This is a genomic window from SAR86 cluster bacterium, from assembly GCA_023703535.1.
In the GTDB taxonomy this organism is placed as follows: Bacteria; Pseudomonadota; Gammaproteobacteria; order Magnimaribacterales; family TMED112; genus TMED112.
Map to the genome: position 1 here is coordinate 895,702 of CP097967.1, position 21,950 is coordinate 917,651.

Genomic DNA, 21,950 nt, shown 5'->3' on the forward strand with positions numbered 1-21,950 from the left:
TCAATTTAAATACTAAATATTGTGTTTTAATTTTTTTTTGGACTTTTTTTTAAAAATAACACCATAAGTAAACATAATCTTAATTAGTAGGGTAAAATTTACCTTCTTAAACATGATGTATATAACTGACAATAGCAGAATTTTATCAAGAGAAGAGCTTTCGACTCCTGAAGAGATTACAAATGAGATACCTCTTGATAAAGAGTCCTCAAAATTAATATTCGGAGCAAGAAGCAATATAAGCAAAATTCTCCATGGTCTAGATGACAGAATTATTGCTGTTGTAGGTCCATGCTCTATCCACGATCCAAAGGCAGCAATTGATTATGCAAAAAGATTGAAGCCACTTGCTGAAAAAATTGAAGATGAAGTAGTTATTATCATGCGAGTATATTTTGAAAAACCTCGTACGACTGTAGGGTGGAAAGGTTTGATTAATGATCCAAGAATAGATAATTCTTTTAAAATAAATGAAGGGCTAAGAGTTGCAAGGAAGGTCTTGAGAGATATAGCGAATGTAGGTCTTCCTGCAGGAACTGAATTTTTAGATCTAATATCTCCACAATATATTTCAGACCTTGTTAGTTGGGGAGCAATTGGTGCAAGAACCTCTGAGAGTCAAGTTCATAGAGAGCTTACATCAGGTCTTTCATGTCCTGTTGGAATAAAAAACTCAACAAATGGTGAGTTTAAAGCAGCTATTGATGGAATGAAATCTGCACAATATCAACATGTTTTTTTAGGAACTACTAAGCAAGGAAAGGTCGCTATATTCAAAACCTCAGGAAATGATGACACACATATAATTTTAAGAGGTGGCAAGCAGCCAAATTACGAGGCTGAAGATATCCAAAAATGCTTAGAAGAACTTAAAAAATCAGAAGTAAATCAATGCATTATGGTTGATTTTAGTCATGGTAACAGCCAAAAAATTCCTAGCAATCAAAAAAAGGTAAGCCAGTCAGTTTGCAAACAAATTGAGACTGGTAATAAAAATATTGTAGGTGTAATGATTGAAAGTAATATTGAAGAAGGTAATCAAAAAATATCTGATAATATGGAGTATGGAAAAAGCATTACTGATGCTTGTCTTGGATGGGAAGATACTGAAATTTTATTAAATGATCTGTCCTCTTCAGTAAAAAAGAGAAGAAATATTGGATAAAAAATTTTCATTTTCGAAGGATATCGCTACAACAATAGGTTTAGAGTGCGCGGTAATCTACGAGTTCTTAAAAAATAAAAAAACTGATTACATTTCAATAAGTGAATTAAACGACGAGCTAAATTTTTGGCCTAATCAAAAAATAATTGAATACGTCGCCGAGTTAGATCAAAAGGGTTTAATAAGTTTTGACTTAAAAAGGGGAAGATTAAGCATAAAAAACAAAATTAGTAAAACTAAACTCCAAACTCCAAAATCATTTGATAAATCAGAAATGGGGATAAATTGGCAGCCATCAGATGATGTTGTTGAGATTTTGCTTAAAGCAGAAATTAGTGAAGACTTTATTCACAACTTAATTCCTGAATTTAGAGTTTATTGGATGGAGAAACCTGGAATTCATGTGTCATATAATTCAAAGTTCATTGAATATGCTAGGTTCAAGTGGGCTCAATACACTGCAGAGGTAGATACTAGAACGAAACCCTTTGCGATTGATGATAGCTGGCAACCATCAGATGAGTGTAGAGAAGTATTGTCATTATCTGGAATATCAGAGGATTTTGCTAATGAAAAAATTCTTGATTTTATTTTATATTGGAAACAAGACGGCAGAGCTTTCAATACATGGGATGTAAAATTCTTAAATCATGTAAAAACTTGTTGGAATAAAGAAGTTGAAAAAATTAAAAAAGAGCCCAAAATTAATATCGATTTTTATGAAGCTGAAGAAAAACCAAAATCAAAGAAGTCAAACTTAAATCTGAAAAAATACAGAAAAAAATACAATATCTAGCAACTAAAAATAGTTTTTATTGGTATTAAGAACATGAATAAGAAAAATATAAGAATGGCAGCGATTATACTTGGTGGTGTTTTCGTCTGGATGCTTTTAGGACTCTTTGCTCCAAGTGAGAGGAAGCCTGAGATTAGAGATGTTGAAAAACAAACGGTTCTAACTGTAAATTCAGAAGCTCAAGACTATAGTCTGCCAATAAGCATACAGTCAATTTCAGAGGCATTTTCAAAAGTTGATTTACGATCACAAACATCAGAGAAGGTAAAAAAAATTCATTTTCTTGATGGTGAGTTTGTGGAAAAAGATCAAGTTATTTGTGAATTAGAACCAGGACAGAAATATGCAAACTTTAAAAAATCTGAAATACAATATGAGTCATCAAAAAATCTTTATGATAAAGGACTTATTTCTGAATCGGGGTTAGTAACTTCTGAAGCTACATATGAAGCATCTAAAGTTGATTATGAAAGAACAAAAATCAAAGCCTCTTTTAATGGTTTTGTAGAAAACCTAGCAAAAGAAGGGCAGCTCCTTCAGAATGGACAGCTATGTGCTTCTTTGATTTCTTTATCTCCATTAAAGATTGTTGGAAATGTTTCTGAACTTTTAGTTAATAAAGTAAAAATTGGACAGGATGTTACTGTGACATTCCTTTCGGGGGAGGAGTACAAATCAAATTTGACCTTCATAAGCTCTTCAGCTGATAAACAAACTAAAACATTTCAAGTCGAAACTGAAATTGAAAATGTTTCGAACCTTATCAAAGACGGTTTGACCGGCACAATGACAATCTTTACTGACCCAGAAAAAGCACACTTCATTCCAACATCAGCTTTTTTACTAGCCGATAATGGAAATGTTTCGCTAGCTTTAGTTATTGATGGAAAGATAGAAATAGTTGTTGTGAATATTCTTAGAGACACAATTGAAGGGGCTTGGGTTAGTGGGCTGCCAAACTTATCAAGAATAGTAGTAGCGGGTCAAGGATTCGTTACACAGGGCGAAGAGGTAAATTTTAAGGATAAATAATGGGAATTGTTTCAACAGCAGTAACTAAGTTTAGAACAAGTATCTTGATAATGATTTTTTGTGTTCTTGCTGGGATATTAGGTAGAGCAAGTATGCCTATAGCATCAAATCCAAACGTTACATTCCCATGGGTTAATGTTGTTGTTACTCTTGCAGGAGCTTCTCCGGAAGACATGGCAAGACTTGTTGCAAAACCTATCGAAAATAGATTCTTAAGACTAGAGGGACAAGAAGAAGTCTTTTCAGTAAGTGGACAAAGCTATACCTATGTTAGAGTTAAATACGATATTGATTATGATATTGATCAAGCAATATTAGATGTTGAAAGAGCTGTTGGAGAGGTAAGAAACCAACTACCTCCTGAAGCAGAAGATCCGAGAGTTGTTGAATATGCTGATAATGATCAACCAATACTTGTCTATAGTATTAGTGGCTTTTCAAATTTAAGGGCTGGCTATCAAGTTGCGAAGAATATTGAAGAGCGATTAGAAAAAGTTCCGGGTGTTCTGGAAATTTCTGTTGATGGAGTGCCAGAAGAACTCCTTGAGGTTTCTGTATCAAAGTCAAAACTTGAGGGTCTCGGTGTAACTCTTGGTGAAATTGCTAATGCCGTTAGGTTTAACAATGTATTAATTCCAGCAGGTTTTCAAGATACAGGTTCAGGCAGATTTGCTGTTGAGATTCCAAGTGTTTTTGAAACTAGTGAGGATGTTTATAACCTTCCAATCAAAGCGTCAGGTTCCAAGGTTGTTAAGCTTGGAGATGTTGCCCAAATAAAAAGAACATTCAAAGATCCCTCAAGTTTTTCAAGAGTAAATGGAAAAGATGCAATCACTCTCTCCATTAAAAAAAGAGTTGGATTTAATGAACTTGATATTGCAAATACTGTAAGAGAACAAATTGATGGTTTTAAATCTGAATTACCTCAAAAACTTTTAATTACTCCTGGACTAGATACAACACAATTTGCTGGAGACATGGTAAATGAATTACAAGGCAATATCATTACTGCTGTTGTTTTGGTAATGGTTCTTGTAGTTGCCACTCTAGGCTTGAGAAATGGAATTATAGTAGGCATCGCGATTCCTTTTTCTTTTCTCGTAACTTTTGGAGTTCTTTATTACGTTCTTGGTTATGAATTCAATTTCCTAGTAATGTTTGGAATGCTACTAGGTCTTGGTATGTTGATAGATGGTGGAATAGTTATTGTCGAGTATGCGGATAAACTTATTGATAAAGGCCAAAACAGATTAGAAGCTTATAAAAATTCTGCTCAAAGGATGTTTACCCCAGTCGTTGCTTCTGTTCTCACAACGGTTGCTGCATTTACACCACTAATGGTTTGGCCCGGCATGTCAGGTAAATTTATGAGATATTTACCAATAACTGTTTTTGTTGTTCTGATGGCCTCTTTAGCCTATGCATTAATATTTGCTCCTGTCATCGGTTCCTTATTTGGTAGAAGAAAAGGACAAAAAGATGAGTCAAACGATAATGAGGATACATTTCTCAAAAGAATATATAAAAAAGCAATCAACTTTTCTCTTAAAAACCCTCTTGAAACAATTGCATATACATTTTTCTTTGTGCTGCTGGTTATTCCTTTAGGAATAGTAGGAAATTATGGAAAAAGTTTTGTCTACTTTCCAAGTGTTGATCCATGGATAATAAATGTCAATATTCAGGCAAGAGGAAACATTTCCCCTTATGAGGCAAAAAACATGGCTTTAGAGGTCGAGGATAAAATTATAGGCCTCAAAGGGGTTGATGATGTTCTAATGACAGTTTCAAATTCTGACTGGGGTGGAGGCTCAGGTGTTGCAAGAGGATATATTCTTGTTGAAGATCCTAAAACATTGGACATAAGTGGTTTTGAAGTTTTAGATAACATAAGAAATCAGTTTGATGATAATGCAGGTTACAAGGTAACTGTTAGAGAAGTTCAAGAAGGGCCCGGGCAATTTACAGCGCCAGTTGAAATAAGACTCCTTAGTGAAAATAGAGCTTTAATAGATAAAAAGACTCTTGAGTTGCGAGACTACATTGAAAATAATATTGATGGCTTAACTGGCCTATCAGACACAACTCCAAAATATAAAATTGAATGGAAATTAGATGTTGATAAAGAGCGTGCATATCAGGCTGGAATAAATTTATTTGAAATTGGCTCTGCAGTCCAGATGGTTACAAATGGAATATTATTAGGAGAATATCGACCAGATGATTCACGTGAAGAAATTGAAATTAGAGCAAGATTTCCTGCAGATCAAAGAACTCTCTCAAGCTTGGATCAAATTTCAGTAAATACAAGAAATGGAGCTGTTCCTGTTTCAAGCTTTGTTAAGGTTGATGCAAGACAGAATGCTACATCTTTAAATAAAATTGATGGGAAATATTACCATGAGATAAGTGGAATAAATAAACCTGGATATAACCTCTATGATGAGATATCAAAAATTAAACAATGGATGGAAGATACTGATTTTGAGGACTCTAGAATGGAAGTTAGATTTGGAGGATTAACTCAACAAGGTGATGAGGCTACGAACTTTCTCCTTTTAGCAATGGTAGGAGCATTATTTCTGATGTTCATTATTTTAGTAACCCAATTTAATAGCATATCCCAACCTATAATCATTTTAATGTCTGTAATTTTTTCAACTTCTGGAGTCTTCTTGGGACTTACTATTTCACAGGTTGAGCCCTCAACAATAATGACTGGAACAGCAATAGTAGGTCTTGCCGGAATTGTTGTAAACAACAACATTGTTTTAATAGATACTTATAATCGACTAAAAATAGATTTTCCTGATAAAAATATCGAAGAGCTCATCACAGAAACTTGCATGAGTAGATTGCGACCTGTTCTTCTTACAACAATTACCACAATTTTTGGTCTTATTTTCCTTGCTTCTGGATATAGTATCGACTTACTAAATCAAACAGTATATGAAGGAACTTCGACTGTAAAATGGTATCAAGCATTTGGAATCAGTATTTGCTGGGGCTTAGGATTTAGTACAGTGATTACACTTATAGCTACCCCTGCTCTTCTTATGATTCTTGAAAAATTTACCAACTGGTCAAAGAATTTACGTGGTGGTTATAGCGGCTGACTATATTTCAAATAGTTTTATAGAATTTAAGGTAAAATATTTTTATGGCAAAGTTTGAAGAATCAATTAAAGAACTAGAAAAAATTGTTAAAACACTTGAAGATGATGATCCTAGCTTAGAGGATTCATTAAAGAAATTTGAGAAAGGTGTAGCCTTAATAAAAGTGTGTCAAAAGGAACTTGAGACAGCTGAAAATAAAATTAAAGAGCTTACTGAAAATGGCGATACAAAAATCTTCGACGAAAACAGCTCTTGATCTTGGTAACTTTGAATCAGTTGTTGATGAAAAACTAAATTCAATATTTCAAAGGTTAACAAACAATCAAACCATTATAGACAAATCCATTAGTTACGCCTTATCTAACCAAGGCAAAAGAATTCGACCTACTCTAGTCTTTCTAGTAGGGAACTTTTTGGGAATAGAAACATCACGCCTAGAAAGCATTGCTGGTGCAATCGAATTAATACATACTTATTCTTTAGTCCATGATGACCTGCCCTGCATGGATGATGATGATTTAAGAAGAGGAAAACCTACCCTTCATAAAAAGTTTAATGAATCAACTGCTGTTCTTGCAGGTGATGCGCTACAGACATTAGCCTTTAATTTAATTCTAGATGATATAAATTTAAATATTTCTGAAAAACACGATCTACTTAGTGACTTAGCAAAAAGGATAGGTCCTGAAGGAATGGTTCTAGGACAAAATTTAGATATTGAATATGAAAAGAAAAATCCAAGTTTTGATGAAATCATGGAAATGAATAGATTAAAAACTGGATTATTAATAGAATTTTCGATTTTATCCCCATTTTATTTAAAAGGAGACTTAACTAAAGATTGGTACCAATTAGCTAAAAATATTGGAATAAGCTTTCAATTAATTGATGATATGCTTGATTTATCAGAGACTACAGAAAAAATTGGTAAAACAGCAAAAAAAGATCTTAAGAATAATAAAAAAACTATTCCAATATGTTTTGGAATCGACAAAACAATGATTGAAGTAGATAAATTCAAAGATAGTACAATGGAAATATGTGAAAAACTTTGTTTAAATAACCATCCTCTATCAGCTTTTATTGATAGTTTGTTTTCAAGAAAATTTTAAATGAAAAAGTTTGATAAATTTCCTTTAAAGGAACCTGTTTCTGAATTTTTAAAAGAAATAAATTCTCCAAAGGACTTAAAAAAGTTAAATCTGCAACAACTCAATATTCTTGCTGATGAATTAAGAGAATTTTTGTTGTATTCAGTCAGTCAGTCTGGAGGACATTTTGGAGCAGGATTGGGCGCGATTGAATTGACTATTGCTCTTCACAGTATCCTTAATCTGCCTGATGACAAGATTGTCTGGGATACAGGACACCAAGCATATCCTCATAAAATTTTGACTGGCCGTAAGGACAAGATGCACCTGATGAGGAAACTTAATGGTATTGCTGCCTTTCCATCTATAACTGAATCAGCTTATGACGCAATGAGCGTTGGGCACTCTAGTACTTCAATAAGTGCAGCACTTGGAATGAATGAAGCTAACTTAAGTAAAGATAATAAAAAAAATGTTTTTGCTGTTATTGGTGATGGTGCAATGACAGCAGGTATTGCTTTTGAGGCAATGATGCATGCTGGTCATCTTGATAATAATCTAAAAATTATTCTAAACGATAACGATATGTCAATTTCTAAAAATAAGGGTGGACTATCAGATTATCTTGCCAAAATTTGGGCATCAAAATCATATAAAAAACTTAAATCTAGTGGTAAAAGTGTATTGAGCAAACTTCCTTATGCTCTGCATATTTCGAGAAATTTAAAGGATGGAATTAAGTCGGCAATAATGCCAGGAAATCTTTTTGAGGATATTGGAATTAATTATATTGGTCCAATTGATGGTCATGACATTGAATTGCTTCAAAAAACAATTAAAAGAATGATGGAGAAAGACTCTCCATATTTACTTCATATAATCACAAAAAAAGGTGCTGGATTTATACCTGCTGAAGAAGAAAGAATCAAATTTCATGCGATTTCAAAGATTGAACCCGAGAAAAACAGCTCAAAACCAAAATTCCAAGACATTTTTGGTGATTGGTTATGTGATAAGGCAGAAACTGATAAATCGCTTGTGGGTATCACACCTGCAATGAAAGAGGGTTCTGGAATGGTGAACTTTGAAAAAGAATATCCTGAAAGATTTTATGACGTTGCAATTGCAGAGCAACATTCTGTAACTTTTGCTGCTGGATTATCTTTAGAAGGCTTAAAACCAGTTGTGGCAATATACTCAACATTCTTACAAAGAGGATATGACCAATTCATACATGATGTATGTTTAGAAAATATCGATGTTACTTTTGCAATAGATAGGGCTGGCATTGTTGGAGAAGATGGTCCTACACATACAGGAAGTTTTGATATTAGTTTTATGAGATGCATTCCAAATATTGTGATTTCTTGCCCATCTAATGAACATGAGCTTTGGCATCTTTTGAATATTTGTTACGAACATAAAGGACCTGCTGCAATAAGATATCCAAGAGGATCTGGAATTGGTGTTCAGCCAATACCTAATGAAGTCGAAGGTTTTGAAATTGGTAAAGCTAAAAAAATAAAAGATGGTCAGTCTGTTTGTATTTTAAATTTTGGGGTTTTGATGGATCAAATAGATCAAATTGCTGAGAAAAAGGATTACACCTTATATGATATGCGATTTATTAAACCGATTGATCAAGATGCATTAGAACACGCTATGCAACATGAGACAATTATTACCTTAGAAGACAATACCCTACTTGGCGGATGTGGTAGCGCTATTGGTGAGAAATTACACAAACAAAAATTTAAAGGAAATTTACTATCAATTGGATTAAAAGATGAGTTTCCAGCTCATGGAAGTAGAAATGAAATTCTTAGACAAAATGGATTGGATGAAGAGAGCATTCAGAAAACAATCGATAATTTCTTAAGAAATTAAATAAATGAATCCCAACCTAATTTATTGAAATTTAATCTATTCTTTTTTTGATCAAACACATCAAGTTTTTGTTCTTTTGTAATCTTACCTACATAGTGAGCATCTGGTAGCATTTTTGTTAAGTCTTTTTCATCTAAATTTGATGTAAAACACAAAACATAATCATCCCCACAAATTAAGTCTTCTTTACCATTTGTGCAAAAATCTTCATTTAAAAAGATATCTGCACCAACTTTCGATGAAATTAATATACGTTTTAAATCTATGAGAAAGCCATCTGATACGTCAATACAAGAACTTGCAACTTCTCTAATTTTATCAATGTCATGTATAGGAATTTTTGGCATTAAAAAATGATTTAATTTTGTGTCAAGTTCTCTATATTCTAATCGTCCAAGATAACCTCTTCCTAATGATCCTGAAATAAAAATATTCTCATTTACTTTTGCGCCATCTCTTTTAAGAATTTTATTATTTGTTTTTCCTACTACTGTGACTCCAATATTTAAATTTCCTTTTGTAATATCACCTCCAAGTAATGACATTTTATGCTGTTCTAAAAATTCATTTATACCATTTGAGAATTCTGCAAACCATTCATCAGAGGGCCTATTAATTGTTATAGACAAAAGACATCCCTCAGGTTTTGCTCCCATAGCTAAAATATCACTAGCAGCAACAGCTATAGATCTGTAACCAATGAAAAAAGGATCTAAATCTTTAGGAAAATGCTGTCCTTCTACGAATGAATCAACACTTATCAGAGAATTAAAATTAATCAGAGAAGAGTCGTCCCCATTAGGAATGGGGAATGATTCATTTTTTTTTGAAAGAGGTTTTAAATATTTCTCAATGAAATATTCTTCATTTTTTTTATGATGGGTATCTTTCAAGAAGGCCTGCTGCTCCCATTCCACCACCGACGCACATTGTCACCACTCCATACTGTGCATCTCTGTTATTTAACTCTCTAATCATATGTCCTGCAAGCCTTGAACCTGTCATGCCATAAGGATGACCAATCGCAATTGAACCACCATCAAGATTTAACTTATCCATTGAAATGCCTAGCTCATCTCTGCAATATACTACCTGAACTGCAAAAGCTTCGTTTAATTCCCATAGGTCTATATCTTCTATAGATAATTTATATTTCTCTAACAATTTTGGAATAGCAAAAACAGGACCAATGCCCATTTCGTCTGGACCACAACCAACTGTAGTGAATCCTCTAAAATATGCTTTTGGTTTCAAGCCTAAATCTAACGCTTTTTCTTCAGACATTACCAATGTAACAGAAGCTCCGTCTGATAACTGAGAGGAGTTCCCTGCTGTTACACTTCCATTTTCAGGATCAAAGACTGGTTTCAAACCAGATAGTCCCTCAATTGTGGTTTCAGGTCTGTTGCATTCATCTTTCACACATTCTGCATCTACAACTTTCTGCTCACCTGTCTCCTTGTTTGTCAGAAGCATTTGAGTTTTCATAGGAATTATCTCGTCATCATACCTGCCCGCCTCCTGTGCCTCAGCACATCTTAGTTGGCTTTGCAAAGAATACTCATCTTGTGATTCACGAGAAACTTTGTATCTTTTCGCAACAACTTCAGCAGTTTGACCCATAGGAAAATATATACCCGGTTCATTTTCATTTATTTTTTCATTAACAAAGCCATTCATGTTTATTACAGGTTGTGTTTGGGTTATTTGCTCAACACCACCTGCCATAATGACATCATAGCCGCCAGCCATTATTTGTCCTGCTGCCATAGAAATAGTTTGAAGACCTGAAGAACAGTACCTATTTACAGTAGTTCCACTTGTTGAAATTGGAAGATTTGACAAAACAACTGCATTTCTCCCTATATTGTGGCCCGTAGGACCCTCTGGATTACCACAACCCATAATAATATCTTCAACACTATTTGGGTCTAAATTTTTATTTCTATCCAGTAGGGCATTAATACAGTGAGCAACCATATCGTCACCTCTAGTCATATTAAAAGTACCTCTAAAGGATTTACTGAGACCTGTTCTTACGCTATCTACAATTACAACATTTTTCATTTTTAAATTCTCCGGAAAAATTTATTCTAACTTGTTTTCATCATTATTTAAATCAAGCTTTTTATACCAATTAGGAATAATATCTACTTGGTGTTTTTTTGCTAAACGAATGAAGAATGGTATTGTGACAGGTGAAAAAGGAATAATTAATAAAATACCAAGGCCAGCACTTTTTAAATTTTCTCTAAATTGTGTATTAGCTGAATCGAGCGCATCCTCATTACCTGTTTCTAAATAATCAAAATATGCGTGAAGCATATTTTCGTTTGCCTTCGTTTCATTTGAAAGTGAAAGCGCTATCTTTTCAAGATTTTTCTTAATATCAAATAACATAAAAAAAGCCTCCCGAAGGAGGCTTTAATTTTAGCAAATCTTTCTACTAGTATCTTACGAAGAACTGTAAGTTAGTTGCTGTAGGTCTAAGCTGATAATAATTTATCACCCCACCATTAAGCTGTGAACTTACGTTTCCTCCGATAATAAGATCTTCATCAAGCAAGTTGTAAACTTTTAGGTTAAATCCAAATCTATCTGAAGAGTGGACATACCTTAATGAAAGGTTTGAGAATTGATAAGAAGGTAACTCCATCTCATTAAATTCTGTTACAAATCTTTCACCTACAAACATATGCTCAAATCTTAAGGTCATTGTACCTGCTGCATTATTCATTATGTCTTGTTCAAGACCAAACTTATACGCTAGCTCTGGTACATATTGAACCTTATTACCACTTAAGTCTTGGTTGATACCTGCGTTTGGACATGTCAGTGCAAACACTGTATTACAGTATGATCCGAACTGTGAAAATACCGGTCCAACGTCTGTCATACCGTAAGTAGTAATTGCATATATTGCACCAGCATTATTACCAAAAGCTTGTGCAAGGGCTGCATGATTTAAGTTAAGGTAGTTTTGACCTACACCAGGGATACCCGCTGCTGCAAAAGCTGCATTATTGAAACTTTGAATTAATGTTCCATCAGCTCCAAGCGGAAGTAGTTGTGTTGCTCCAAATGGGTTTCTTGGGTTTACACCTTCTGCATTTGTATAAACGTGGTCATTACCAGAAATACTTGCATCAAGTCTAGTGTTTTCACTTAAGAAAGCAAAAGCCTCAACTTCAAAACCAGTGTTTTCTGTGTCACCGTTATATGTAGTTGTAGCAAGTCCAGCAAGTCTCTGCAATTGGTTGCCATTAATAGTATTTTGATAAGCATTTAAATTTAATATCAATGCACCGCCAAAATAGCTTCCTTTAGTACCAATTTCAAAAATGTCATGCTCTTCTGCATCAACTAAAATATCATCTCTTTGAACAGCACTTTGTGTATCAACCGCAGGCTCATAACCACCAGGTTTTGTACCTCTGTTGAATCCAAAGTAAAGTAAAGTATCTTCATCGATTTGGTAATCAAATATTACCCTACCGGTTACTGTTTCAAAGTTAGCTCTGTTTTGAGGTAAAGATGCATTAGCCTCAGCTTCTGTTACATAATGAACGCTTTGGAATTGGTTAATATCTAAAACACCACTTCTTGCTAAGCTATCTTTTCTTGTGTCCATCCATCTAACACCAAGTCTAACTTGCCATTTATCTGAAAGGTCATAATCCATTTCCGCAAAAATAGCTTCTTCAACATTCTTTGCTTCTTGATCACTAGCAAATTTATTTTGCCATTCACTGAAAGCAGGTTTGAATGTTGCAAGACCTGAAGCTTCTAAAAACTGCACTGTGCCAGCTGCTTGAGCCATAGTACCTTGTACAGCTGCTCCTCTTAAAGCAGGATTGCTAAAGTTAGCTAAAACTAGTTGACCTGTTGCTGCTGCCTGAGCTTGAGCTAAGGTTAAACCAGATGCCACTAATCCTGGTACTGCTGCTGCTATTGCTGCAAGTGATGCAGGATCAGATAAAACAAAATTTGTTGCTGCTGTTTGCAGATTTGAATAAATATTTGCATTATAAACTCCTGTGAATGCAGCCCAGAATGTAAGTCCACCTTTATTTGCTAAGGCAGGGAACATTTGACCAACAGGCCCAGCTCCAGCATTGCCAAAGTATTCTAAACCTGGACTTTCAAGTTCATAAATAGTTGTTGTTTTATAAACTCTTGAATAAAGACCAGCAACATAATTAAGTGGACCATCACTATCGGATAGCATTCTTAATTCCAGTTCTTGGTTTTTATTATCAGAATATGATCTGTCAACAACCATATCTCTTGTATATTGACCGCCATATTTACCTTGATAAAGATCAGCATTTATAACTGCTCCCATATGGTATGGTCTGTCCATTTGAGCTTCATTTAAAAGTCCATAGGAATCATATTCATGTTCATAATATGCATAGTTCAATACAAAATCATGTCCAAGCATGTTTTGCTCTAGATTAATGCTGAATAAGTTAGAGTCGATTTCTTTATGGGGTGTTAAAGGGTGACTAACTTTATAAGCATCAACTGGTACAACTGAGTTTTCGAAAACATTAATTAATGGATCAGAAATTAATCCATTTCCTGGGTATATACCTGTTAATAAATCAATGCTTGTGAAATATGAAGTAGTTGTATTAACCATTCCTCCTGGATCTGGAAAACCACCAGTTAATGTATGCTGGCAACCAAAAATAACTATACCATCACACGCAGTTTTCATTAACCTTCCACTCTTATCATCTCTAGATTGATGGAAAGCTGTAAACCTTAAAGTTGCGCCGTTGTCAAAGTCATACTCAGTAACCATTCTGGCTCCTAAATAGTCTTTATCATCAATTTTTTCTCCGGTTTGTAAGTTCATTACAAAACCATCTCTGTTAGTTTTTCTTATTGCAAATCTTGTTGCAGCTTTATCAGAAAAACGAACAGTGTGACCTAGAGTGAACTTTGCAAGCTCATGGTCACCCATTTCAAAATCAAAATAGTTATGTTTTGCTGAGGTAGGAGTTGCAGATGAAATAATAATTGAACCTGCAGGGTTACTACCACCAAATAGTGTTCCTTGAGGTCCACGAAGTACTTCGAGAGCTTGGACATCAAACATCTCTCCGTCAGCAAACCAAGCTGCGGTTACATTAGAACCATCCATTCTGTAGGAAACATTTCCTGAGAAAGATGCTCCTGCGCCACCTATATTTGGCACACCTCTAATAGATACTGCTGCTCCTGTAAAGACACCTTGAGTAAAGTATAGCCCTGGTGCTTGGAATTGAGCATCTTCGAGGTCTCTTATACCTCTTTCATCAATATCATCACCAGTTAAAACTGTAACAGCAACTGATGCATCCTGTACTGTCTCTTCTTTTAAAAGAGCAGTCGTAACAACATTTTCAATTGAATCCTCATCAAAGCCTTCTTCAGCTTCTTGAGAAAACACGAACGAGCTTGTGACAAGCACAAGTAATAATAAAAAGATCTTTTTCATGTCTCTCCCCATAATTTAAGACAATATATAATTGCATATAATATACCAAATATATTAGTTAGCAAACTTTTGATACATTGAAAAAAAGCGAACGAGCAAGGAATATTTCGAAGATACTAGACAGAGTTTTTTCGACTCCGCCAGTCCCACTTGATCACTCCGATCCTTACACATTATTAATTGCAGTATTACTTTCTGCTCAATGCACTGATGAGAGAGTAAATAAAATTACCCCTAAACTTTTTAAAGTTGCAAAAAACCCTTTAAAAATGAGTAAATTAACTCAAAATCAAATTTATAAAATCATTAAACCATGTGGTCTTGGCCCCCAAAAATCTAAAGCCATAAAACAATTATCTTCAATTTTAGTTAAAAATTTTGACGGGAAAGTTCCAGATGACATATCAGCTTTAGAAAAATTACCTGGAGTTGGACATAAAACTGCCTCTGTAGTTGTTTCTCAAGCATTTAATATTCCAGCTTTCCCTGTTGATACACACATTCATAGATGTGCACAAAGGTGGGGTTTAAGTAGTGGAAAAAATGTTAAAACAACAGAAAATGACCTAAAGAATATTTTTCCTATTGAGGAATGGAATAAACTTCATATACAAATTATTATGTACGCTAGAGCATATTGTCCTGCTAGGGGTTGTTATGGTCTAGAATGTGAGATATGCAAAACTTGCTATCCAAAGAGAAAATCAAAGTTTAAACATAAAAAACCATGAACGAATTTAAATTAACACAAAATCAAAATATAGAAGAGTACGATCCTGATTTGGCAAACTTTATGGGACTTGAGTTGTCTCGGCAAGAAGAGCACATTGAGTTAATTGCCTCAGAGAACTATGCATCTAAGAGAGTGTTGGAAGCACAAGGCAGTGTGCTTACAAATAAATATGCTGAGGGTTATCCAAATAAGCGATACTACGGTGGATGTGAGCATGTAGATGGTGTAGAAAGTATTGCTATTGAAAGAGCAAAAAAATTATTTGGTGCAAAATTTGCTAATGTACAACCCCACTCTGGAGCTTCAGCTAATGCTGCAGTTTTTCTAGCATTATTAGAGCCTGGCGATACTATTTTAGGTATGGCTCTCGATCAAGGAGGCCACTTAACTCATGGTGCAAAGGTAAATTTTTCTGGAAGAAATTTCAATGCGATACAGTATGGTTTAAAAAAAGATACTGGAACAATTGATTATGAAGAAGTTGAGAAACTTGCTGATGAACACAAACCAAAACTAATAATTGCTGGTTTTTCAGCTTATATGGGTATAGTTGACTGGAAGCGTTTTAGGGAAATTGCTGATAGAAATAATTCTTTTCTTTTAGTTGATATGGCACATGTTTCAGGACTGGTAGCTGGTGGTGTTTACCCAAATCCTGTTGAATATGCGCATGTAGTAACTAGCACAACACATAAATCCTTAAGAGGTCCTAGATCAGGGATAATTCTCTCTAACGAAGACGAAGAATTTCAGAAAAAAATTAACTTTGGTGTTTTTCCAGGCTCTCAAGGAGGTCCGCTCATGCATGTTATTGCCGCAAAAGCTGTGTGTTTTAAAGAGGCCATGACGGATGATTTTGTAAATTATCAAAAGCAGATAATAAAGAATGCGAAATCAATGTGTGAAGATTTTCAAAAATTAGGGTTCGAAACCGTGCAACCTCAAACTGACAATCATCTCCTTCTACTAGATCTAAGAAATAAGAACATTACAGGGAAAGATGCCGAGGAATTATTAGGGAAAGTAAATATTACTTTGAATAAAAATTCCATTCCCAATGATCCTGAATCACCTTTTGTAACTTCTGGTGTAAGAATTGGCACAGCAGCAGTGACTACAAGAGGCTTTAAAGAAAAGGAATGCTCAGAAATTGTTAAACTAATTGGAGAAGCTATAGAAAATAAAGACAAACCAGAAATCCTTCAAAAAGTGAAAATGAAAGCCGCAGATCTCTGTTCAAAATTTCCAGTCTATAAATAATGATTTGCCCTTTTTGTACAAATAAAGAAACAAAAGTTATTGACTCAAGACTTGTATCAGAGGGTTCGCAAATTAAGAGAAGAAGAGAATGCACAAAATGTGGAGAAAGGTTTTCAACTTATGAAGAAGCTGACTTAGTTATGCCAAGAATCATTAAGTCTAATGGCAGGAGGGAGCCTTTTGATGAGGAAAAATTAAGAGCAGGGTTTCATAAAGCACTTGAAAAAAGGCCAGTTGAGTCTGATAAAATTGAATTATCCATACAATTCATCAAAGATGCTATAAGAAAAGTTGGTGAGCGTGAAATTCCATCACAATCAATTGGGAAGCATGTGATGAATCATCTAAAGGATTTAGATCAAGTTGCTTATGTGAGGTATGCATCTGTGTACCAAAATTTTCAAGACATTGAAGACTTTGTTGACGAAGTTTCAGAACTTTCAAAAAAATAATGGATGTAAAAAAATTAATGGCAGAGGCTGTAAAGCTTTCTGTTAAACACAAACATACAACAAAACCCAATCCAGTCGTTGGAGCTCTGCTCTACGCAAACGGAAAAATTGTGTCAACAGGAGCGCATGAGTATTTTGGAGGTCCCCATGCAGAGGTAAATTGTATAGACAGAGTTGATGCAGAAATTCAAAAGGAGGACCTAACTCTTTTCTGTACTTTGGAACCTTGTAACCACACTGGTAAAACACCTCCATGTACAGAAAAGATTATTAGCTCAGGAATTAAAAAAATTGTTATTGGAGTAGTTGATCCTAATCCTATAGTTTCCGGTCAAGGAATAAAGAAGCTGAAAGAAGCAGGTATAGATGTAACGGTAGGTGTTTTAGAAGAAGAAATTAAGTCTTCAAACGAGTTTTATTTTTTTAAACATGAGAACAAAAGGCCTTTTGTAACCATAAAAATTGCTCAAACGATCGATAACTACGCTGCAGATAATAATGGTAAGCCAATCAAAATTACATCAGAAAAATCAAATCATGACGTGCAAAATATTAGAGCTTTGCATGATGTGATACTAACCGGCGGAAATACGCTTAGAAACGACAACCCAACAATGAATGCTCGGGTAGACTTTGTTGCAAATCAGCCTAAAAGAATTCTTTTAAGTTCAGAAGCAAAGGCTGATTTCAAACTCAATTTTTTTAAAGATGATCATTTTCAAATTATTGATGATGTTGACCTGAAAAAGGTTGTGCAAATTATTTGCGAACAAAATTTTAACTCGATATTAGTTGAAGCTGGACCAAAATTAGTTGAGTCGTTTTTAAAAGATGGTTTATGTGATCGTTTAATTTCTTATCAGTCACCAGAACCTCTTGGTAATGAAGGTATCAGCTGGTCAGCAGTTTTAAATATTATTGAGAAAAATGGTTTTAATCTTACATCTTCCTATACAATTGACCGAGATATTAAACGAGTTTTTATTAATGATTAAAAATACAACACAAGAAATTATAGATGATCTTAAAAATGGTCAAATGGTAATTATTCTGGATGATGAAGATCGAGAAAATGAAGGAGATCTTATTTGTGCTGCTGAGCATGTAACACCAGAAATTATTAACTTTATGGCTAAACATGGAAGAGGCTTAATTTGTTTAGCTCTTAATGAGGATAAATGTAAAGATTTAGATTTAAGACCAATGACACAAAATAATATGACGACAAACAAAACAGCTTTCACTGTTTCAATTGAAGCTAAAGAGGGAATTACAACTGGGATTTCTGCAAAAGATCGGGCACATACAATCCTTACGGCTGTAAAGGAAAATTCATCAAAGAATGATATTGTCCAACCTGGTCATGTTTTTCCACTTCAAGCAATGAAAGGGGGAGTATTAGCAAGAGCTGGACATACAGAAGCAGCTTGCGATCTGGCAAGCCTTGCAGGCCTGAATGGTTCAGGTGTTATATGTGAGATTATGAATGATGATGGGACCATGGCTAGAAGAGATGATCTAATAAAGTTCGGGAAAGAATTTAACTTAAAAGTTGGGACAATAGCAGATTTAATTGATTTTAGATTAAGTAAAGAGTCAACAGTTGAAATGATTACAGAGAAAGAAGTTGAAACTGAGTTTGGTTTGTTTGACCTCAAGGTTTGGAGAGATGTTATTTTTGATGAATATCATTTTTCTTTGAGTAAAGGACAATTAGACAAGGCAGAACTTCCTCTTGTGAGAGTCCAAACACAAAGTGTTTTACAAGATACATTAGGAATTAATGAAATTGGGAAAAAATGGTCCATAAGAAAATCTTTAGAGAGACTATCTAAAGAAGACTGTGGAGTATTTGTTTTAATAAATCATAGAGATGCTAAATCATATTGGTTGCCTCTACTAAAAGATGAAGTTGTAGAACCAAAAAGAAATAGAAGAGTAATTGGAGTTGGATCACAAATTCTTAGATCCTTAGGATTAAATAAAATTAAAGTCTTAGGAACAACAACAAGATACAGTGGACTCTCAGGATTTAATATTGAGATTGAGGAATTTGTAAATGATTAAACGTAGGGTCCCATATCATCTAATTGTTCATACTTCTTGGTACAAAGAAGACATTGCAAAGATGATAGAAATTGCAGAAAAACAATTAGGTGAAGATACTTCGCTATTGAGCGTACCAGGATCTCTAGAGCTAGCAGCAGGAGCAAAAAGGTATATAGAAAATTTAGGTGAAGGAGTTTTGCTTCGTGGAATCATATTTTGTGGAATTGTGATTCGTGGAGAGACTTCTCACTATGATTTAGTGACACAAGAAACTTTCAGGGCTATTGGAAACTTAGCTTTAGAGTTTCCACATATATATATGGTAAATAATGTAATTTGTGTTGAGAATAAAGAACAATTAATTGAAAGACTTGAAAAGAATACAGTAAATAATTCAATTGCACTTATAGGAATGACTTTAAAAGATCTCTACAATGAAAAACCTAGCCAAACATAAGGATAAGGTTAATGCTAGAGAACTGTTAATTCAGGCGATGTACGAATTTTCTTTTGGACATAATAAATCTTCTGAAATAGAAAAGTCCTTCTTAAAAGATTTTACTAAAACAAAAGTAGACTATATTTTTTTTAAAAATGTTTTCTCACATGCAACAAAAAACTTCGAAAAAATTAAATTAATAATTAATGAAAAGTCTGAACTAGATTTATTTGGAATAAAAAAAATTGACCTTATGGAAGAGAACTTAATGGTATTGGCTATTTCAGAACAAGAGACAGAATCTACACCCAAGAGCATATTAATCGATGAATCTGTAAGATTGGCTAAGAAATTTGGTACAGAAAATTCTTATAAATTTGTGAACGCAACTTTAGAAAAAATATTAAACTGACACGATGTTAAATTTTGCTTTTTTAGGTTGTGGTCATATTGCTAAATCTCTAATTCAAGGTTTCCAAAAAAACACAGAAATAAAAATTTTTGGGTATGACATACTTGAACAAAATAAAGAATGGTTGGAGAAAAACAACCATAGCTCATGTTCTCTTGAAGAATGCATTGCAAAAAGTGACATTATTTTTATGTGTGTGAAACCACAAGATCTCAAAACGCTTTGTGATGAAATAATGGAATTTAATATAAGTTCTAAAACTTTTGTTAGTGTTGCAGCAGGGGTAAAAATCAGTGAATTAGAAAATTTACTACCAAGCTCTAAAATTTTTCGAGCTATGCCAAATGTAGGTGCTAAGGATAATTTAGGAGTAACAGCTATCTACTCTAATCATGATAATAAAGAGATGGTTGAAACATTTAAATTCATTGGTGAGTCTTACGAAGTTGAGAATGAAGACCAGATTGACCTTCACACTGTTTTGATAGGAAGTGGACCAGCTTTTTTTTATGATCTAATGCAAGAATTTGAAAATAGACTTGATGAATTATTGAATGATAAAGAGTCTAAGAGGCTTGTTTCGATTGTTTTTTTATCAAGTATTATTAACGCCATTAAAAATGGAGAAAATCTTGAACAACTTGTAGAGAGTGTAGCTTCAAAAGGTGGTACTACTGAGGCTGCTCTTCAAAAACTTGATGAAAAAGGTTTTAAAAAAATATTTTCGGAAGCAGTTGATGCTGGTATAAAACGAGCAAAAGAATTATCTATGAATTAGATCATTTCTTTGAGGACCATTTGAAATAAGACTTATTTTCACTTTAGTATAATCCTCAATGAATTCAAGAAACTCTCTTGTCTCCTTAGGTAGCTCTGAATAATTTTGGCACTGACTCAAAGATTGTTCCCAGCCCTTAAATGTCTTGTATTTTGGTTTGACTTTATGCAATTGCCTTGATTTATATTGAACAATTTCATTATCAATTTCATATTCATCACATACTTTTATTTCAGAAAATGAATCGAGGACATCAAGTTTTGTGACACATAAACTGGTTAGATTGTTCAGTTTTGCTGAGTATTTCAAAGCTACAAGATCTAGCCACCCACACCTCCTTGGTCTGCCTGTTGTGGCACCAAATTCATTTCCTATTTCTGCAATCTTCTCACCATACTCATCATGCAACTCAGTTGGAAAAGGACCCTCGCCTACTCTTGTTGTATAGGCTTTAACAACTCCTAATACATCAGCATAGATGCTTTTAGGAAATCCAGACCCCACGCCCACTGATGTAGCAAGTGTATTGGATGAAGTAACATATGGATAAGTACCATAATCTACATCAAGTAAAGTTCCTTGTGCGCCCTCATAAAGAATATGGTTTCCTTTTTCGTAAATTTCTTCGAGTGAATCTGTGACGTCTCCAAAAAATTTTGAGGTTTTGCTATAAGTCTCTTTGAGATTATCAAATACTTCTTGATGGTGAAATTTTTCAGCTTTGTGGATATTTTCTATTTGAAAATTATAGTAATCCAAAAGGTTTTTCAATTTGTCTTCCAGAAGAGAATCATCTTCAAGATCAAAAGCTTTAATACTCCTTCTAGCTGTCTTATCCTCGTATGCTGGTCCAATACCTCTTCTAGTAGTTCCAATTTTATTTTTTTTATCTTCTCTTAATTGATCAATCTTTGCATGGATGGGAAGCAAGAGGCTACAGTAACGACTTATGCGTAGTTTTCCATCAAGATTTATTCCTTTAGATTCGATTGTCTCAATCTCTTCGAGCAATGAATCCAATGATAAAATTACCCCTTGGCCAATAAAACAGGAAACGTGATCATAGAAAATTCCAGAGGGAATTAAATGTAATACAAATTTTTTCTCGTCATTGTAGATGGTGTGCCCGGCATTATGTCCGCCTTGGAATCTACAGACTGCGGAAAATTTTTCTGAAAAGTAGTCAACAATTTTTCCTTTACCCTCATCTCCCCACTGTGTTCCAACAAGGATTAAGGAATTTTTCATGAA

Annotated in this window: 20 protein-coding genes; 15 read left to right on the forward strand and 5 right to left on the reverse strand. The window is 34.2% G+C overall.

Annotated elements, in window-relative coordinates; all coding sequences use genetic code 11:
- Positions 1 to 112 precede the first annotated feature (112 nt).
- Genes M9B42_04635 through dxs form a run of 7 tightly spaced genes read left to right on the forward strand, consistent with a single transcriptional unit; the run spans position 113 to position 9,088 of the window.
- Entirely contained in the window at positions 113 to 1,165 is a 1,053-nt protein-coding gene (locus M9B42_04635) for a 3-deoxy-7-phosphoheptulonate synthase (GenBank protein URQ64057.1), read from the forward strand.
- Positions 1,158 to 1,961: a DnaT-like ssDNA-binding domain-containing protein gene (locus tag M9B42_04640; protein URQ64058.1), complete on the forward strand. Its 804-nt coding sequence runs from the start codon at positions 1,158 to 1,160 to the stop codon at positions 1,959 to 1,961. Before M9B42_04635 ends, M9B42_04640 begins: the two co-directional genes overlap by 8 nt.
- Positions 1,962 to 2,015: 54 nt before the next feature.
- The gene (locus M9B42_04645; protein ID URQ64059.1) at positions 2,016 to 2,993 is read left to right on the forward strand and encodes an efflux RND transporter periplasmic adaptor subunit; all 978 of its coding nucleotides are present in this window, start codon (positions 2,016 to 2,018) and stop codon (positions 2,991 to 2,993) included.
- Positions 2,993 to 6,109 (forward strand): efflux RND transporter permease subunit, encoded by a 3,117-nt coding sequence (locus tag M9B42_04650; protein ID URQ64060.1) that lies wholly within the window; start codon positions 2,993 to 2,995, stop codon positions 6,107 to 6,109. The genes M9B42_04645 and M9B42_04650 overlap by 1 nt, the downstream gene beginning before the upstream one ends.
- Positions 6,110 to 6,153: 44 nt before the next feature.
- Positions 6,154 to 6,366 (forward strand): exodeoxyribonuclease VII small subunit, encoded by a 213-nt coding sequence (locus tag M9B42_04655; GenBank protein URQ64061.1) that lies wholly within the window; start codon positions 6,154 to 6,156, stop codon positions 6,364 to 6,366.
- Complete coding sequence (locus tag M9B42_04660; protein ID URQ64062.1) at positions 6,329 to 7,222, forward strand: polyprenyl synthetase family protein; 894 nt, start codon at positions 6,329 to 6,331, stop codon at positions 7,220 to 7,222. Before M9B42_04655 ends, M9B42_04660 begins: the two co-directional genes overlap by 38 nt.
- Positions 7,223 to 9,088 carry a 1-deoxy-D-xylulose-5-phosphate synthase gene (gene dxs / locus M9B42_04665; GenBank protein ID URQ64063.1) on the forward strand — a complete coding sequence of 622 codons (1,866 nt, stop codon included), beginning with the start codon at positions 7,223 to 7,225 and terminating at the stop codon, positions 9,086 to 9,088. It begins immediately after the preceding gene.
- Here the strand turns inward: dxs and thiL are convergent.
- The 4 genes from thiL to M9B42_04685 are packed head-to-tail and all read right to left on the reverse strand — an operon-like array spanning position 9,085 to position 14,576.
- Positions 9,085 to 9,981 (reverse strand): thiamine-phosphate kinase, encoded by an 897-nt coding sequence (gene thiL / locus M9B42_04670; GenBank protein ID URQ64064.1) that lies wholly within the window; start codon positions 9,979 to 9,981, stop codon positions 9,085 to 9,087. The genes dxs and thiL overlap by 4 nt on opposite strands.
- Positions 9,962 to 11,155, reverse strand: a complete 1,194-nt coding sequence (locus M9B42_04675) for a thiolase family protein (protein URQ64065.1) — start codon at positions 11,153 to 11,155, stop codon at positions 9,962 to 9,964. The genes thiL and M9B42_04675 overlap by 20 nt, the downstream gene beginning before the upstream one ends.
- 21 nt (positions 11,156 to 11,176) lie before the next feature.
- Positions 11,177 to 11,488 (reverse strand): hypothetical protein, encoded by a 312-nt coding sequence (locus M9B42_04680; protein URQ64066.1) that lies wholly within the window; start codon positions 11,486 to 11,488, stop codon positions 11,177 to 11,179.
- A 46-nt stretch (positions 11,489 to 11,534) separates the two neighbouring features.
- Complete coding sequence (locus tag M9B42_04685; protein ID URQ64067.1) at positions 11,535 to 14,576, reverse strand: TonB-dependent receptor plug domain-containing protein; 3,042 nt, start codon at positions 14,574 to 14,576, stop codon at positions 11,535 to 11,537.
- Positions 14,577 to 14,653: 77 nt separating this feature from the next.
- Between M9B42_04685 and nth the strand changes: the two genes are divergently transcribed.
- From nth to M9B42_04725, 8 genes are all read left to right on the forward strand, one after another.
- Positions 14,654 to 15,307, forward strand: a complete 654-nt coding sequence (gene nth / locus M9B42_04690; GenBank protein ID URQ64068.1) for an endonuclease III — start codon at positions 14,654 to 14,656, stop codon at positions 15,305 to 15,307.
- A gap of 62 nt (positions 15,308 to 15,369) precedes the next feature.
- Positions 15,370 to 16,569, forward strand: a complete 1,200-nt coding sequence (locus tag M9B42_04695) for a serine hydroxymethyltransferase (GenBank protein ID URQ64799.1) — start codon at positions 15,370 to 15,372, stop codon at positions 16,567 to 16,569.
- A complete protein-coding gene (gene nrdR, locus M9B42_04700) occupies positions 16,569 to 17,021 on the forward strand; it encodes a transcriptional regulator NrdR (GenBank protein URQ64069.1) in 453 nt (150 codons plus the stop codon). Before M9B42_04695 ends, nrdR begins: the two co-directional genes overlap by 1 nt.
- On the forward strand, positions 17,021 to 18,016 hold the full coding sequence (gene ribD / locus M9B42_04705; GenBank protein ID URQ64070.1) for a bifunctional diaminohydroxyphosphoribosylaminopyrimidine deaminase/5-amino-6-(5-phosphoribosylamino)uracil reductase RibD: 996 nt from the start codon (positions 17,021 to 17,023) through the stop codon (positions 18,014 to 18,016). Before nrdR ends, ribD begins: the two co-directional genes overlap by 1 nt.
- On the forward strand, positions 18,009 to 19,088 hold the full coding sequence (ribB, locus tag M9B42_04710) for a 3,4-dihydroxy-2-butanone-4-phosphate synthase (protein ID URQ64071.1): 1,080 nt from the start codon (positions 18,009 to 18,011) through the stop codon (positions 19,086 to 19,088). Before ribD ends, ribB begins: the two co-directional genes overlap by 8 nt.
- Positions 19,081 to 19,527: a 6,7-dimethyl-8-ribityllumazine synthase gene (locus M9B42_04715; GenBank protein URQ64072.1), complete on the forward strand. Its 447-nt coding sequence runs from the start codon at positions 19,081 to 19,083 to the stop codon at positions 19,525 to 19,527. Before ribB ends, M9B42_04715 begins: the two co-directional genes overlap by 8 nt.
- On the forward strand, positions 19,505 to 19,921 hold the full coding sequence (locus M9B42_04720; protein ID URQ64073.1) for a transcription antitermination protein NusB: 417 nt from the start codon (positions 19,505 to 19,507) through the stop codon (positions 19,919 to 19,921). The genes M9B42_04715 and M9B42_04720 overlap by 23 nt, the downstream gene beginning before the upstream one ends.
- A gap of 4 nt (positions 19,922 to 19,925) precedes the next feature.
- On the forward strand, positions 19,926 to 20,699 hold the full coding sequence (locus tag M9B42_04725) for a pyrroline-5-carboxylate reductase (GenBank protein URQ64074.1): 774 nt from the start codon (positions 19,926 to 19,928) through the stop codon (positions 20,697 to 20,699).
- On the opposite strand, the gene M9B42_04730 is transcribed toward M9B42_04725, so the two are convergent.
- On the reverse strand, positions 20,685 to 21,947 hold the full coding sequence (locus M9B42_04730) for an adenylosuccinate synthase (GenBank protein ID URQ64075.1): 1,263 nt from the start codon (positions 21,945 to 21,947) through the stop codon (positions 20,685 to 20,687). The genes M9B42_04725 and M9B42_04730 overlap by 15 nt on opposite strands.
- Positions 21,948 to 21,950 lie beyond the last annotated feature (3 nt).

Excerpts from the sequence above, each read along its gene's own strand:
- dxs (URQ64063.1), top strand. The coding sequence starts at position 7,223 with ATGAAAAAGTTTGATAAATTTCCTTTAAAGGAACCTGTTTCTGAATTT.
- M9B42_04675 (URQ64065.1), bottom strand. The coding sequence starts at position 11,155 with ATGAAAAATGTTGTAATTGTAGATAGCGTAAGAACAGGTCTCAGTAAA.
- ribD (URQ64070.1), top strand. The coding sequence starts at position 17,021 with ATGGATGTAAAAAAATTAATGGCAGAGGCTGTAAAGCTTTCTGTTAAA.
- nrdR (URQ64069.1), top strand. The coding sequence starts at position 16,569 with ATGATTTGCCCTTTTTGTACAAATAAAGAAACAAAAGTTATTGACTCA.
- M9B42_04725 (URQ64074.1), top strand. The coding sequence starts at position 19,926 with ATGTTAAATTTTGCTTTTTTAGGTTGTGGTCATATTGCTAAATCTCTA.
- M9B42_04650 (URQ64060.1), top strand. The coding sequence starts at position 2,993 with ATGGGAATTGTTTCAACAGCAGTAACTAAGTTTAGAACAAGTATCTTG.
- ribB (URQ64071.1), top strand. The coding sequence starts at position 18,009 with ATGATTAAAAATACAACACAAGAAATTATAGATGATCTTAAAAATGGT.
- M9B42_04715 (URQ64072.1), top strand. The coding sequence starts at position 19,081 with ATGATTAAACGTAGGGTCCCATATCATCTAATTGTTCATACTTCTTGG.
- M9B42_04720 (URQ64073.1), top strand. The coding sequence starts at position 19,505 with ATGAAAAACCTAGCCAAACATAAGGATAAGGTTAATGCTAGAGAACTG.
- M9B42_04645 (URQ64059.1), top strand. The coding sequence starts at position 2,016 with ATGGCAGCGATTATACTTGGTGGTGTTTTCGTCTGGATGCTTTTAGGA.
- M9B42_04730 (URQ64075.1), bottom strand. The coding sequence starts at position 21,947 with ATGAAAAATTCCTTAATCCTTGTTGGAACACAGTGGGGAGATGAGGGT.
- M9B42_04680 (URQ64066.1), bottom strand. The coding sequence starts at position 11,488 with ATGTTATTTGATATTAAGAAAAATCTTGAAAAGATAGCGCTTTCACTT.
- M9B42_04695 (URQ64799.1), top strand. The coding sequence starts at position 15,370 with ATGGGACTTGAGTTGTCTCGGCAAGAAGAGCACATTGAGTTAATTGCC.
- M9B42_04655 (URQ64061.1), top strand. The coding sequence starts at position 6,154 with ATGGCAAAGTTTGAAGAATCAATTAAAGAACTAGAAAAAATTGTTAAA.
- M9B42_04635 (URQ64057.1), top strand. The coding sequence starts at position 113 with ATGATGTATATAACTGACAATAGCAGAATTTTATCAAGAGAAGAGCTT.
- M9B42_04660 (URQ64062.1), top strand. The coding sequence starts at position 6,329 with ATGGCGATACAAAAATCTTCGACGAAAACAGCTCTTGATCTTGGTAAC.
- M9B42_04685 (URQ64067.1), bottom strand. The coding sequence starts at position 14,576 with ATGAAAAAGATCTTTTTATTATTACTTGTGCTTGTCACAAGCTCGTTC.